Source organism: Mesotoga sp. Brook.08.YT.4.2.5.2. (genome assembly GCF_003351125.1).
Classification (GTDB): Bacteria; Thermotogota; Thermotogae; order Petrotogales; family Kosmotogaceae; genus Mesotoga.
This window is the reverse complement of record NZ_JPGZ01000011.1, coordinates 30,581-44,939: the sequence shown is the minus strand read 5'-3', so window position 1 is coordinate 44,939 and position 14,359 is coordinate 30,581. Positions and strand designations below refer to the sequence as shown.

General features: G+C 47.8%; 13 protein-coding genes. 8 read left to right on the top strand and 5 right to left on the bottom strand.

Annotated features, from left to right (window positions below; genetic code table 11):
- Window position 1: 1 nt before the first annotated feature.
- On the bottom strand, window positions 2-1,186 hold the full coding sequence (locus Q502_RS04260) for a glycine C-acetyltransferase (RefSeq protein WP_102819226.1): 1,185 nt from the start codon (window positions 1,184-1,186) through the stop codon (window positions 2-4).
- Window positions 1,187-1,208: 22 nt separating this feature from the next.
- Window positions 1,209-2,240 (bottom strand): L-threonine 3-dehydrogenase, encoded by a 1,032-nt coding sequence (tdh, locus tag Q502_RS04255; RefSeq protein ID WP_180977961.1) that lies wholly within the window; start codon window positions 2,238-2,240, stop codon window positions 1,209-1,211.
- A gap of 733 nt (window positions 2,241-2,973) precedes the next feature.
- On the opposite strand from tdh, the gene Q502_RS04250 reads away from it, so the two are divergent.
- From Q502_RS04250 to Q502_RS04230, 5 genes are all read left to right on the top strand, one after another.
- Entirely contained in the window at window positions 2,974-4,101 is a 1,128-nt protein-coding gene (locus Q502_RS04250) for an ABC transporter substrate-binding protein (protein WP_102819224.1), read from the top strand.
- A 102-nt stretch (window positions 4,102-4,203) separates the two neighbouring features.
- Window positions 4,204-5,091 carry a branched-chain amino acid ABC transporter permease gene (locus tag Q502_RS04245; protein WP_102819223.1) on the top strand — a complete coding sequence of 296 codons (888 nt, stop codon included), beginning with the start codon at window positions 4,204-4,206 and terminating at the stop codon, window positions 5,089-5,091.
- A 5-nt stretch (window positions 5,092-5,096) separates the two neighbouring features.
- The gene (locus tag Q502_RS04240; RefSeq protein WP_099831103.1) at window positions 5,097-6,143 is read left to right on the top strand and encodes a branched-chain amino acid ABC transporter permease; all 1,047 of its coding nucleotides are present in this window, start codon (window positions 5,097-5,099) and stop codon (window positions 6,141-6,143) included.
- The gene (locus Q502_RS04235; protein ID WP_102819222.1) at window positions 6,130-6,903 is read left to right on the top strand and encodes an ABC transporter ATP-binding protein; all 774 of its coding nucleotides are present in this window, start codon (window positions 6,130-6,132) and stop codon (window positions 6,901-6,903) included. The genes Q502_RS04240 and Q502_RS04235 overlap by 14 nt, the downstream gene beginning before the upstream one ends.
- Entirely contained in the window at window positions 6,896-7,600 is a 705-nt protein-coding gene (locus tag Q502_RS04230; RefSeq protein WP_102819221.1) for an ABC transporter ATP-binding protein, read from the top strand. Before Q502_RS04235 ends, Q502_RS04230 begins: the two co-directional genes overlap by 8 nt.
- 459 nt (window positions 7,601-8,059) lie before the next feature.
- Here Q502_RS04230 and Q502_RS04225 read toward each other — a convergent pair whose 3' ends face one another.
- Genes Q502_RS04225 through obgE form a run of 3 tightly spaced genes read right to left on the bottom strand, consistent with a single transcriptional unit; the run spans window position 8,060 to window position 10,869 of the window.
- On the bottom strand, window positions 8,060-9,001 hold the full coding sequence (locus Q502_RS04225) for a tRNA-dihydrouridine synthase (RefSeq protein ID WP_102819220.1): 942 nt from the start codon (window positions 8,999-9,001) through the stop codon (window positions 8,060-8,062).
- Window positions 8,994-9,578, bottom strand: coding sequence for a nicotinate (nicotinamide) nucleotide adenylyltransferase (gene nadD, locus Q502_RS04220; protein ID WP_099831099.1), 585 nt, complete (start codon window positions 9,576-9,578; stop codon window positions 8,994-8,996). The genes Q502_RS04225 and nadD overlap by 8 nt, the downstream gene beginning before the upstream one ends.
- Complete coding sequence (obgE, locus tag Q502_RS04215) at window positions 9,550-10,869, bottom strand: GTPase ObgE (protein ID WP_099831098.1); 1,320 nt, start codon at window positions 10,867-10,869, stop codon at window positions 9,550-9,552. The genes nadD and obgE overlap by 29 nt, the downstream gene beginning before the upstream one ends.
- Window positions 10,870-10,935: 66 nt before the next feature.
- Here obgE and Q502_RS04210 point away from each other — a divergent pair, with 66 nt between their 5' ends.
- From Q502_RS04210 to mutS, 3 genes are all read left to right on the top strand, one after another.
- The gene (locus Q502_RS04210; RefSeq protein WP_099831097.1) at window positions 10,936-11,175 is read left to right on the top strand and encodes a DUF370 domain-containing protein; all 240 of its coding nucleotides are present in this window, start codon (window positions 10,936-10,938) and stop codon (window positions 11,173-11,175) included.
- Window positions 11,176-11,183: 8 nt separating this feature from the next.
- Window positions 11,184-11,801, top strand: coding sequence for an ATP-dependent Clp endopeptidase proteolytic subunit ClpP (clpP, locus tag Q502_RS04205; protein ID WP_099831096.1), 618 nt, complete (start codon window positions 11,184-11,186; stop codon window positions 11,799-11,801).
- A 70-nt stretch (window positions 11,802-11,871) separates the two neighbouring features.
- Window positions 11,872-14,325 carry a DNA mismatch repair protein MutS gene (gene mutS, locus Q502_RS04200; RefSeq protein ID WP_099831133.1) on the top strand — a complete coding sequence of 818 codons (2,454 nt, stop codon included), beginning with the start codon at window positions 11,872-11,874 and terminating at the stop codon, window positions 14,323-14,325.
- The last annotated feature ends 34 nt before the right edge of the window (window positions 14,326-14,359 follow it).

The window sequence follows — 14,359 nt, the reverse complement described above, 5'->3', positions numbered from 1 at the left end:
TTTACTTTATGACAGCGAGTTCCTTCCCGATCATCTCGAACTTTGAAACCGCAAAATCGAGATCCTTTCTTGAGTGAGCGGCACTTATCATGACTCTTATTCTTGCCTTTCCTTTCGGGACAGTAGGAAAACCGATAGAACTTGCGAATATCCCTTCTTCAAAGAGCCTCCTGGAAAACGCTGCGGAAAGCTTTGCATCGTAGAGCATCACAGGAGTTATGGGTGTCTCGGTATGCCCCGTATCAAACCCCAACGCTTTCAGCTGGTCCTTGAAGTAATCCGCGTTATTCCAGAGAGTCCTGACCAACTCATCGGATGAAGAGAGTTTCCTGACGGCCGCTATTGCCGCAGCGGTTTCGGCCGGAGAGAGGGATGAACTGAAGAGAAACGGGCGCGCCTTCTGCTTCAGGTAATCGATCAGAGTCTTCTTGCCAGCAACGAATCCTCCGACTATACCAAAGGCCTTAGAAAGAGTTCCGACTTCAATATCCACGCTTTCATGCAATCCGAAGTGGTCGACTATTCCTCTCCCGTGGCTCCCAAGGACGCCTTCGCCGTGAGCATCGTCAACCATCAGAATCGCACCGTATTTGTTCGTCTTTTCGACGATTGCAGGCAGCGGAGCAAGATCACCGTCCATCGAAAAGACGCCGTCAGTTATTACTAGCTTTCTCCTTGCCCCATCGGACTCGGCCTTTTTCAGTTGAGTCTCCAGATCATTTACATCTTTATGTTTCCATACATATCTTTTGGCCTTTGCAAGCCTTACTCCATCGATTATGCTGGCGTGGTTAAGTTCGTCAGAGAGAATCGCATCTTCTTCGGATACGATCGGGGCAATCACCGCCTGGTTTGCATTGAAACCGGATTGGACGACTAGTGTAGATTCAACTCTCTTGAAAGCCGCAAGCTCCTTTTCAAGGTCATTGTGCAATTGAAGTGTCCCGGCGATCGACCTTACAGCTCCAGGCCCGACACCCCATTTTCTGACACCGTCGATCGCGGCTTCCTTAAGCTCTTCATCAAAACATAGCCCGAGATAGTTGTTTGAGCACATGTTGAGGACCTTTTTCCCCTCGATATTCAGCCAGGCGCCCTGGGGAGATTCCAGTGTTCTGATCTTCACCAGCAAACCCTTTTCTTCTAGCTCTTCCATCTCCTGCTTGAGTACATTAAAGTCAAACATCTAAACACCTCCGTAAAACCAATCAGAATTCGAGGACAACTTTTCCAGAAATTCCCTTCTTCATCGCGTCGAATCCCTCTTCGAATCTCTCGGCCGGAAGAATATGTGTGACAACCGGAGAAAGGTCGATCCTCTTGTTCTTGAGCAATTGAGTCGCCACCTGCCAGGTCTCAAACATCTTTCTTCCTGTTATGCCGTACATAGTTAAGCCCTTGAAAGTGAACAGGCCGTTTATATCAAATGACACATCACCTGGAAAGACCCCTAGCAGCGAGACAACGCCTCCGTTCGTAAGACTTCGAAGTCCCTGCTCAAAGGCGGTTGAATTGCCGGACATCTCCAGAAAAACATCTGCTCCGTTTTCTTCGGTTATCGACCTGACTCTCGAAGGGACGTCTTCCTTTGTGGGATCGATTATTGTGTCCGCTCCCATCTTTCTTGCCAGGCCCTTTCTAAACTCTTTTATCTCCGTCACAATAACCTGTGCCGCTCCGGAAACCTTCGCCACTGCAACTGCCATAACGCCTATCGGTCCGGCACCAGTGATCAAGACATTCTTTCCAGTGAGATCCGTTACCAGCGCAGTGTGGATTGCGTTTCCAAATGGTTCCATAATCGATGCATACTCCAGAGGAATCGAAGGATCGACTTTCCACAAAACCACTTCCGGTACCCTAACATATTCTGCGAATACCCCATCTCTATGAACACCGAGGATCTCCATGTCTTTACAGATATGCATCTTCCCGGTCTTACATTGAAGACATTTCTGGCAAGGAATATGCGTTTCCGAGACTACAGAATCCCCGACAGAAACTGATGAGACCTCTCCGCCAATGTCTACGACCTCTCCGGTAAATTCATGCCCTCCTATCTGAGGCGGCCTGATTCTCTCCTGCGACCATTTGTCCCAGTCGTAAATATGAAGATCGGTCCCGCAAATGGAAGCTCGCTTGACCTTCACAAGTACGTCGTGCGGACCGAGTTCACGCGGGACCGGAACCCTTTTCAGCGTCAGGCCCGGCTCCCGCCTTTCCTTCAATATTGCAACCATAGTATCCGATTCCAACAAAATTCCCCCCTTTCATTTATGACTCTACATTCCAATTGTAAGTTAAGGTTTGGGTTTCAGAAAACTCACCGCCGGTCATCTAAAACCAATTGATGATGTTGACGGCGCTCGACTTGTTTAATCCTTCTTATAGCGTACCGAATAGAAAACATGAGAGAACATGGCTTCCAGATGAAGAGGCCGGACAAAAACACAAAGGACAATAGACCGATCATTATCATAGTGAACTCTGTTCAGGGACTGCTGAAACTATTTGCCGGCAGTCTTCAAAAAAAGAATACGGAACAATCTCTCCCAATTCTTTATCTTACTCGATTCATAACAAAAACGTTAGTGATCTGTGACTGCTTGTCTTTGGTTTCCAGATAGATAGAAACCGATTATCAGGTTTCTTCGCTCCAATTGACCAATAAAGGCGTTTTTTGAGAAGAGGCCATTATTACTTCACATGGTATTATCATTTCGAGTAGTGCAGTGTTATGTTTTATTTTAATCTTAATGAGTATTACATGCCCTACTCTGTCCTGAGTTAGTGATCGGGTACCGGTTTGTGATGAAGCCCACTGCTGCAGTCTTGATTCGCACCCATTTGTTGCTCTCATTCTGCATAGTTGACAAGTCTAATATGTTAATGCTTAAGCTGTGCTTTGAGTAACTATCGATTATTCTGGGGTAGCTTCGGCTATAGACGATCATAATTGTGGAGGTGAGGCAAGTGAAGAAAATTCTCGTTCTAGCCGTAGTTCTGCTTCTGGGATTTGTGTTGTTTGCAGTTGACCCGATCGTTATTGGCGTCTTCGAACCTATGACTGGGCCTTACGCAGCCGGAGGCCAGCTTACCATGGAAGGCGTTACTCTCGCCGCCGAGCAGGTAAAAGAAGTTCTTGGCCGGCCGATCGAGCTGGTTCTTGTCGACAACAAGAGTGAGAAGGTGGAAGCATCAAACGCCGTCTCAAGGCTGATCCAGTTCAACAAGGCATCGGTAATCATCGGCAGTTACGGAAGTGCCGTTGCAATACCCGGCAGTGAAGTGGCAAATGCTGCAAAGGTACCGATGATAGGATGTTCACCGACCAACCCGCTGGTTACTTTAGGGAAGCCTTATGTTTTTAGGGTCTGTTTCATTGACCCATTCCAGGGAAGTGTAATGGCGAAATTCGCTGTTGATGAACTCAACGCGAAGACGGCTGTGATCATTCAGGACATCGCTTCAGACTATTCGGTTGGACTCTCGCACTACTTCCAGAATTCCTTCAAGGCGCTTACTGGAGACAACAAATCGATCAGCGGTGTCATCTCTTATCAGACGGGTGACCAGGACTTCACTGCTCAACTGGCATACGCCCAGGGTAAAAACCCAGATGTAATCTTCATACCTGCTGCTTCTTATGGAGAGGCGGCGCTCATCATTAAACAGGCTCGCGAACTGGGAATTGAGTCTCAGTTCTTGGGCGGCGATACTTGGGAAGTCCCCGAATTCCTGCAGGTCGGCGGTGCAGCCGTCGAAGGCAGCTACTTCAGCACACACTTCGACGTAGCAGTAGCACCGACGCCAAAAGCCGCCGAGTTCATAGAAGCTTTCAAGGCCAAGCACGGAGTCGAACCGAGCGCCTTTTCCGCTCTGGGATACGATGCGTTCATGCTGGCTGTAGACGCTATTATCAGGGCGAATTCGGCTGTTCCTGAGGATATTAAGAACGCTCTGAGCGCAACTGTGAATTTCGAAGGAGTGACGGGGTACATAACAATAGACGAGAACGGCGACGCGGTTAAGGATGCGATTGTTAGAAAAGTCGAGGATGGAGTCTTCAAGTTTGTAAGTGTTGTAAAACCAGTCCAATAGATGAGGCCAAGACATTGATTTCCCAGGTATCGGAGGTATCGGACGCAGGCCAATGCCTGCGTCCTTACTAAGGGCGGCAGCTAAGCTAAAGGTGGTGGCAGGATGAGCTCTAGCGTTTTTTTGCAGCACCTTGTTAACGGAATCTCATTGGGTTTCATATTCGGACTCATAGCTATCGGCTACACTCTCGTCTATGGAGTAGTCAAGCTCGTTAACTTTGCTCACGGAGATGTATTCATGATGGCTACCTTCTTTGTCTTCTACGGCTTCACTTTGTTCATGATGCCCTGGTGGCTGGCGGTTCTGTTCGGTATAATCGCGACTATCTTGCTGGGAGTCGGGATAGAGCGTGTTGCATATAGACCATTGAGAGACGCACCAAGAATCTCATCGCTCTGTGCTGCAATAGGTATGTCCTTTCTTCTCCAGAACATTGCCACGGTTGTCTTCGGCGGAAGGCAGAAGGCCTTCTATGTGCCTCCATCACTGACCAGGACATTCATTATCGGTGGAGTCAGAATTCAGGCGATAACCTTAACTACTATTGTGGTTTCAATAGTAGTACTCCTTCTGCTAACATTTCTGGTCAAGCGTACGAAAATGGGATTGGCTATGAGAGCCCTATCTGTAGACTTTGAGACAGCCAAGCTAATGGGAATAAACGTAGACAGAACAATCGCATTCACATTTGCGATAGGTTCGGCACTCGCGGCACTTAGTGCAATTCTCTGGGCTCTCAGATACCCACAGATATGGCCTTTCATGGGAGTCTTCCCTGGCTGGAGGGCCTTCACTGCAGCGATAATCGGAGGAATTGGAAGTATTGTGGGTGCTCTTGTCGGTGGATTAATGCTTGGCATGGTTACGATTCTGCTGGTCGCCTTTTTCCCCGAGGCGGCAGGTTACAGAGACGCTATAATCTTCGTTCTTCTCGTCATGATTCTTCTTGTGAAGCCAACGGGTTTGTTCGGCGAGAAGACAAGTAGGTGAGTTATATGGATCGCAGAATGAAGTTGGTCTTAACCATAGTTAGTCTTCTGATCTTCATTATGTTGCTCTGGCTTGCCGAGAACTATATCGATGCTTTCATCAAGAGAATCTTGAATGTTGCGGCTATCTACGTGATACTGGGAGTCAGTCTCAACCTTATAAACGGCTTTACCGGTCAGTTCTCTTTGGGCCACGCGGGTTTCATGGCTCTTGGCGCGTACGCCTCGGCATTACTGTACATGTCGCCATCTCTAAAGGCAATGAACTTCTTCATACAACCGATAATATGGCCGTTAAGCGAAATAGAGATTCCCTTCTTCTTTGCACTACTTGTTGGCGGTGCTGTTGCGGCCATTGCGGGCTTCGCTGTTGGAGCTCCGTGCCTTCGAGTCGGAGGAGATTATCTTGCCATAGTAACCTATGGCTTTGCAGAGATAATTCGCGTAATACTCAACAACCTCCAGAGTGTTACTAACGGACCACTGGGCCTGAAAGGACTTCCCACCTATACAAATCTTTACTGGAGCTGGGGTTGGGCATTGTTCACGATCTTCTTCATAAAGAAGCTGGTGGACAGTAGCTACGGTCGAGCGCTGAAGTCAATAAGAGAGGATGAAGTTGCGGCGGAAGCAATGGGAGTGAATCTCTTCAAACACAAAACTATGGCCTTTGTCATCGGCGCTTTCTTCGCTGGAATTGGAGGCGGACTACTCGGCAGTCTGCTGATGACAATCGATCCGAATTCTTTCAACATCTCCTTGACCTTTCAAATTGTTATGATTGTCCTTCTAGGAGGGCTTGGAAGCATAACCGGAAGTGTTGTGATGGGCATTTCGGTTGCCTTCTTGATGGAACTGCTCAGGTTCGTGGAATCGCCCATGACGATATTTGGCTTCACGATACCCGGGATTTCCGGCATGAGGATGCTGATCTTTGCTCTGATCCTCGTAATTACTGTGATCTTCTTCAGAAGAGGCCTTTTTGGCCACAAAGAGTTCACATGGGAATGGATATTCAGATCAAGAGGGAGGAATGCAGATGAGTCTGCTTAAACTTGAACAAGTAACTAAGAGATTCGGCGGACTCACTGCGGTTTCGGATTTTAATCTCGATCTTCAGGAGGGAGAGCTGGTAGGACTTATAGGACCTAATGGAGCCGGAAAGACAACTGTGTTCAATCTAATAACAAATACATATTACGTAAGCGAAGGCAGGATTCTCCTCGACGGAAAAGACATCACCGGAATGAAGACAGATAGAATCGCCGCAGCCGGTATCGCTAGAACATTCCAAAACATCCGTCTCTTCGGAGAGCTGACAGTTCTGGAGAATGTGCTTACGGCCTGCCACCTGCGCCTGAAGTCCTCTGTTATTTCTGCCGTCTTTGGGCTGCCGGGATACAGGAGTGAAGAAGTGCAGATGCACGGCAAGGCAAGAGCCCTGCTCAAGACACTTGGCCTAGACAAGTATGAGCGAGACCTGGCCGGATCTCTTCCCTACGGCCTTCAGAGAAAACTCGAAATTGCCAGAGCTCTAGCGACGCAACCGAGAGTGTTATTGCTGGACGAGCCGGCCGCGGGGATGAACCCGGAAGAGACGCTTGCCCTGGCGGCTCTGATCCTTAGAATTCGAAAGGACTTTCAGCAGACGATTCTGTTGATTGAACACGACATGAGCCTTGTCATGACCATATGCGAGCGGATTATCGTCCTTGATCACGGCGTCACAATCGCAAAGGGACTTCCAGAGGAAATTCAGAACAATCCTGATGTAATAACCGCCTATCTCGGAACGGGTGATTTGTATGCTTAGGGTAGAGAACTTAAACGTATATTACGGAGGCATCCATGCTCTGAAGGGAATCTCTTTCAACGTTGAGGAAGGGAAGATCGTCGCGCTTATCGGTGCGAACGGGGCCGGAAAATCGACAACTCTGAGAAGCATCTGCGGCCTCAAGAAAGTGAAAGATGGCGAGATAGTCTTCAAGTCAAGGAGTATTACAAACAAGTCCACAAATGAAATCGTGAGGGCAGGAATGACTCTGGTCCCTGAGGGGAGAAGAATCTTTCCGAACCTCACGGTAATCGAGAACCTTATGCTTGGGGCATTTCTAAGAAAAGACTCTGAAGAAATCGAAAGGGATCTTGAATGGGTGAACACTCTCTTTCCAATACTGAGAGAGAGAAAGGATCAAAAGGGCGGAACTCTCTCGGGTGGTGAGCAGCAGATGCTTGCCATAGGCAGGGCGCTGATGTCTAGACCGGATCTTCTTATGCTCGACGAGCCATCGCTTGGACTCGCTCCAGTAATAGTCGGCGAAGTATTCAAGGTAATTCGAAAAGTTCACAAAGAGGGCAAGACGATTCTCCTGATCGAGCAGAATGCCCTCGGTGCACTGAAGCTGGCCGATTATGCCTACGTACTTGAAACGGGGCGGGTCGTCCTTGAAGGGAAAGGAGAGGAATTGCTTAACAACGACCTTGTGAAAAAATCATACCTTGGAGGTTAGTAAAGCTTGTGTTCGACAACTAACACTCTTTCTGAAGATGTCCGGCATACGATCAGTTGTGAGAGATCGATTAGACAACCCGAGGAAACGAAATGCTCGTAGCCGAGCTGAAGTTTAGAAGCGAGAACCTAACAACAGCTGCTTAAGAACAAGGGAATCCTTTATCAGGCAGATCGCATACAGAGCACAGATGACTTTGGGCCGCATTCCAGCCAACCCGTATTCACCGCCGAGCTCTTCTCGCTTTCTCAAAACGGACAGTAAGTGAGTATCGCCATTTCTAGAACTCAACGCAACAGCAATGCCTTGAATTCATCTTCCCGGACAAGTGGCCGCATCATAGGCGAAAACCTTCGCTGCCTAGTGAAATTCTCCTTATCCCGACTTTGCAAGCGGGCAGCCTGCGGTGCTAAGCGGATCTTGAAACACAATAAGCGTTTGAATTTCTTGAATAAGGAGTCAATATTTGGAAAGTTGCCGCTCTGGAATGTAATTTCTGAAAAGTTCCTTGACTTCTGAGAGAGAGTTGCACTTCATGTATTCACTTCTGAGATTCGATGCATGCCTTATGTTCCGTGTGTAACCGGCAAATGATTTCCTAAGATCTCTGACGGCTTGTTCTTCACCAACAGCCTCGGCAAGCCTTCCAAAGTGTATAAGAAAGTAATTGAGTCTTTCGGGAAGCGTGAGATTATCGTATGAGCCAAACTCAATGAGGTCTCTCGCCTGTCTGAAGATCCAGGGATTGCCGATCGCTCCTCTCGCAACGACAACGCCATCTACCGAATACTGTCTCAAAGCCTTTGCGATCGCCTCAGGGCTATACATATCGCCAGAACCGTAAGAGAGAATGCCTTCCGAATGAAGAATCTGGGTGAGACGCTCGATCTCTTCCCAATTTGCCGCCCCCGAATAGCCTTGCGATACGGTTCTGCCGTGAATGAAGACCGCTTTGGGTTTTGCTTTCAATATCGGGTAGATGATCGCTTCCGTTTCGATGTTTTCGATGCCGAGTCTTATCTTGACTGAAACAGGAATATCGACCGTCTCTTTCAGGGCGACAATCATCTCAGCGATTTTTTCAGGTGTTCTAAGCAAGGCGCTCCCTGCCCCTCTTCTCGTTACTTTTCTTACAGGACAGCCGGCGTTAATATCGATCCAGGTCGCTATGCCGTTAAGCCGGGCGGCTGCCTTCGCCATTCTCGATACGCATGAACCAAAGAGCTGTATTCTCGTAGGGGCTGACGGGATTATCTGGTCTGTTTTTCCCGATCCCCTTAGGACACCTTCTACGCTAATCATCTCACTGAAAACAAAATCCGCTCCCCATTCGAGCGAAAGCTGCCTCATTACCTCATCCGTATATCCAGCCATGGGAGAGAGACCGATTTGCTTATCCATAGTAAGTCGTTACCTCGTCCAGTATCGAATCGGGAACCAACCCTTCAATCGACTTGCCTTCCACAATCTTCTTCCGAATCTCAGTCGATGATAAGTCGAAACGAGGTGCGTCCAGCCAGACAACTTTCTCGACGGAGGGCAAGTCCACACTGCCTTCACTTCTCGGATAAACCACTATTGTCGCTTCGTTCAGTAGAGCTTTGTATTCATACCAACTCTCCAGAGTAACTAAGCTGTCCTCGCCGATAACGAGAAACGGTTTGCAGCCGTGAACCTCTGCGAAGTGCCTGACCGTGAAGAGTGAATAAGAGATTCCTCCCCTTTCTCTTTCATAATCAGACACACACGCTTGCTCGACTTCACAGAAAACCTTCTTGAGCCAAGATCTTCTCAGGTCGTATGGTGCAACCGTACTGGAAACTTTGTGAGGAGGAATGTACGCTGGAATAACATAAAGCTTCTCAAGCCGTAGTTTCTCGATCGCCCGAGTCGCTACAGCCACATGTCCCATATGAACCGGGTCGAAAGAACCTCCGAAGATGCCTATCTTAATCTTTGAACACATATTCTTTGTCATCAATAACTACAGTGTCTCCTTCCTCAATCCCCGCATTCCTAAGTTTTGAAGAGAGTCCTCCCTTTTCCAGCTTGTCCATTATGAAACGATCCCTGTATTTGAAAGCTCTGATTTTTCTCGTGTAGAAATCAACGGCCGGTCCAAGAACAACATATCTGCCTTCAGAATCTTTCTCAACTCTGAAGTCTTCCGGATAGGGAGCGGTAAGCACAACCGGTTCGACCTGGGGCAAAGGAAGCTCTTCTTCAACCTTCATCGACGACAAGTAGGAATGATCGCTTTCAACGTTTTTCCAGATCGTCTCTTTCAACGCATTGACTCCCTCGCGAGTAGCAGCCGAGATTGGAATAATATCTTTGCCGATCTTCTTCCTGAATATCTCCAGCTTGTTTTCACGTTCTTCTTGAGGAAGAAGATCGCACTTGTTTGCAACTACTATCTCGGGCTTATCGGCCAGCTCCTTCTTGTAGAATTCAAGCTCGTACCGAATATCGTCATAATCCTGAAGGAAGTCTCTTCCCTCGCTCTCAGAGATGTCCAGGAGATGAACTATAGTCTTGCATCTCTCTATATGCCTCAAAAAGCTGTGGCCGAGACCGACACCCTGATGTGCTCCTTTGATTAAACCCGGAACGTCTGCCACTATGTATCCCTGTTCGTCATTCGCCATAACAACTCCGAGATTGGGCGAGAGGGTTGTGAAGTGATAATTTGCTATCTTCGGTCTAGCATTCGACATAACGGAAATGAGCGTCGATTTTCCGACGTTTGGGAACCCGACCAGTGCAACATCGGCCAGAATCTTCAGCTCCAGCCGAACAAAGAGTTCCTCTCCAGGTTCACCGTTTTCTGCTGCCTTGGGCGCCTGATTCGTTGAAGAGACGAACCTCGCATTGCCCCTTCCACCCTTTCCGCCTCTGGCAATCGCAACGATTTGACCGGGATTGCAAAGGTCGGCAATGATCTCTCCACTCTCCGCATCATATGCAATCGTCCCAACGGGCACTCTTATAACCAGATCCTTTCCCTTCTTTCCGGCCATATTTGAACCGTGACCGCTCTCCCCGCTTTGAGCGATGAATTTCTTCTTGCGTTTGAATTCATAGAGCGTGTTTATTGAATTGGTCGATCTGAGAAAGACATGGCCACCCCTGCCGCCATCGCCGCCGTCAGGACCTCCAAAGGGTATGTACTTCTCTCTTCTGAAGGAAACTGAACCATTTCCTCCATCTCCTGCCTTAACGTATATGCGCCCCGTGTCAACGAGACTTTCCTGATCGTTAGCTAGCACTAGAACACCTCCGCCGTATCTCCATTATGTTATAATAACATTGTTATTGAAAGGAGGAAAGTAGAAGTGGATCACGTTGTCAACGTCGGTTTCGAGTCCTTTGTTGTAAGGGATAGGATTCTCGCCGTTCTTCCTATCGAAAGCTCAGCTGTTCGGCGTCTTAAGCAGCTCGGCATGGAGACAGGCAAGATCGTCAACCTGACTTTCGGAAAGAGAACGAAGGCCGTATTGATAACAGACAGCGGTCACGTAATTTTCTCCTTTCTTCCGCCAAAGAGAATTATAGAAAAACTCTTCAATAATTAGGAGGCTTTATGGACATAAACATGGCACCTTTCGTCCCTTACGTAGTTGAAGACAGAGGGAGGGGTGAAAGAATCTTTGATATTTACACTAAACTGCTTTCAGAAAGAATAGTGTTTCTCGGGTGGCCCATCGATGATGAAGTTTCAAATATAGTCGTGGCTCAACTCCTCTTCCTTGAATCTCAAGACCCCGAAAAGGACATAAGTCTATACATAAACACCCCGGGTGGTTCGATAACTTCCGGATTGGCGATATACGACACAATGCAGTATGTAAAGCCCGACATCTCTACGATTTGCATTGGGATGGCAGCCTCGATGGGCGCGATATTGCTTGCCGGAGGAACAAAGGGAAAGAGATTTGCGCTACCTAACTCAAGGGTAATGATTCACCAGCCTTTCGGTGGTGCAGAGGGAGTAGCCAAAGACATCGAAATCCGGGCGAAGGAGATTCTTTACCTGAGGGACGAACTGAATAAAATCCTTGCCAAACACACTGGACAATCAATAAAGAAGATAGAGAAAGATGCCGACAGAGACTTCTTCATGAGTTCTGCCGAAGCTGTCGAGTATGGGATGATAGACAAGGTAATCGAACAAAAGACGAAAGAAAAAGCAGAAGAATGATAGAGAGAGATTAACCGGCCGGCGCTGAGCGCCGGCTTTTGATGTATCCGGAGTGGATAAAGTGGCCGAAATGACACCGATGATGAAACAATACCTTGAAGTCAAGAGGAATTACAAGGATTGTCTGGTTCTTTTTAGGCTTGGTGACTTCTACGAGACTTTTCTCGATGATGCTAAGCTAGTTTCAAATGAACTGCAGATAGTTCTAACTTCAAGAAACGGGGTGCCGATGGCGGGCGTCCCCTACCACTCAGTTAACGGCTATCTCAAGAAGCTTGTCGAAGCGGGTTACAAGGTTGCGATTTGCGAGCAGACAGAGGATCCCGCGCTTGCGAAGGGACTCGTGAAGAGAGAGGTTACCAGGGTAGTTACTCCTGGAACTCTTGTAGAAGACGAGTTACTACCCGAAAATGCAAACAACTACATTGTCTCTATTGGAAAAGCCGAAGAGAACTTCGTTCTGGCAACGGCAGACGTATCTACCGGTGAGGTACTCCTGTCAAGCGCCGACGACATCGTCTCGTTGAAGGACTCTATCGCAGCTATCGGGCCGTCACAAATACTACTGAAGGAAAGTCTGAAGAACCTGAAGAAGGAGATTTCGTCGGCATCGTTTGCAATGGTAGAGATAGTCGAAGACTGGCATTTTGCACTTTCTTCGAGCATTAATTACATCAAAGAGTTCTATTCGATAGTCGCTATCGATCATCTCGAACTGGATGATACTCAGATCGAGGTTCTCGGAGCTCTGTTCAAGTACCTTGAGTCGATCAATCTCGGTCCCATGAGACATCTTTCGCTTCCAAGGGTTATCAGAAAGTCCGACTCTATGCAACTCGATTCTTCCACTATCGAAAACCTGAATCTCTTCAAGCTCGAAAGAAAGGGTTCGCTCTTCGAGATACTTGATGAAACTGTTACTGCAATGGGAAGAAGAAGGCTGAGACGGTGGCTGTTTTCGCCCCTTGTCGACAAGAATAGAATCGAGGAAAGGCTGGACACTGTTCAAGCGCTAAATTCGGATCGCCGGCTTTTAAATGAACTCAGAGAATATCTGCAGCATGTATTCGATATCGAGAGAATAAGCACCAGACTTTCAATAGAGAAGGCCGCACCAAGAGACCTGCAGTCACTTAGAACCTCCCTCTCGGTGCTACCCTTTATCAAGGAGCTACTCTCGGGCGAACCGGCTCTTGAAAGACTGAGCGACCGGGTCGAACTCTTTCCTGAAGAGCTCGATCTTCTTCAGCGCAGCATCATGGATGAACCCTCCTCAACAGCTGGAGAAGGAAATGTAATCAGAATGGGGTTCAACGAAGAACTGGACGTCCTTCGAGATCTCCTTGACAACTCGGTTGAGAGGATGAAGGCGATCGAAGCTAGTGAAAGAAAAGCAACGGGAATCTCTTCTCTGAAGGTCAAGTTCAACAAAGTCTTCGGTTACTTTCTCGAGGTCCCGAAGAGTCAGACTAACAAGGTCCCCGAGAGCTATACCAGGAAGCAGACTCTTGTGAACTCCGAGAGATATATTACACAGGAGCTCAAGTCGTTTGAAGACAAGATACTGAGCGCAAACGAAAAGATAGAGACACTCGAAAAAACTCTCTTTTCGAGTGTCTGTTTACAGCTTGCTAGTTCACTGGAGAGATTCAAGAGTGTAGCGCTGGTATTATCTGAAATCGACGCTTCTCAGTCGCTGGCATCTGTAGCAAGAAGAAACAACTATTCTCGCCCCCGTTTTTCAGAGCAGGGAAAGGTGAAGGTTTCTAGCTCGAGACATCCTATTGTAGAGAAATTTGTGGCTGACTTCACGCCTAATGACATATCCATGAGCCGTACAGAGAATTTCTTCATTGTAACAGGACCGAACATGAGCGGAAAATCCACTTTCATACGGCAGATTGCCTTGCTCTCGATCATGGCTCAGATCGGCTCCTTTGTGCCTGCAGATGATGCGATGCTATCAATCTATGACAGGGTCTTCACAAGAATCGGTGCAAGGGACGAACTGGCAAGCGGAAAATCGACTTTTCTAGTAGAGATGATGGAGACGGCAACGATCCTCTCCAAGGCGACGGAAGACAGCCTGGTGATCCTGGACGAAGTGGGCAGGGGAACAAGCACCTTTGACGGTATTTCAATAGCATGGGCGGTTTCGGAGTTCATATACGAGGCGGTGGGATGTCACACTATATTCGCCACTCATTTCACGGAGCTAACCGAACTCTCTAATATGTACACGGGCATCAAGAACAAGACTGTCCGCATAGTTGAAACCGAAGAAGGAATAGTATTTCTCCACAAAGTTGTGGACGGAGTTGCAAACAGATCCCACGGAATAGAGGTTGCCAAGCTTGCAGGAGTACCCGAGGCAGTTCTTTCCAGGGCAAAAGAGATTTTGAAGGTGATCTCCAAGCAGTCTGCCCTGGACAAAGCGGTCAGGGTATTGACAGCCGAAGATCTCAAGGAGATAAGGCAATCAAAGAAAGGAAAGATGAACAGAAATCAGATCACTCTATTTTGATGCTGATAAGACATTCTGCATTCCGGAGGTTGGG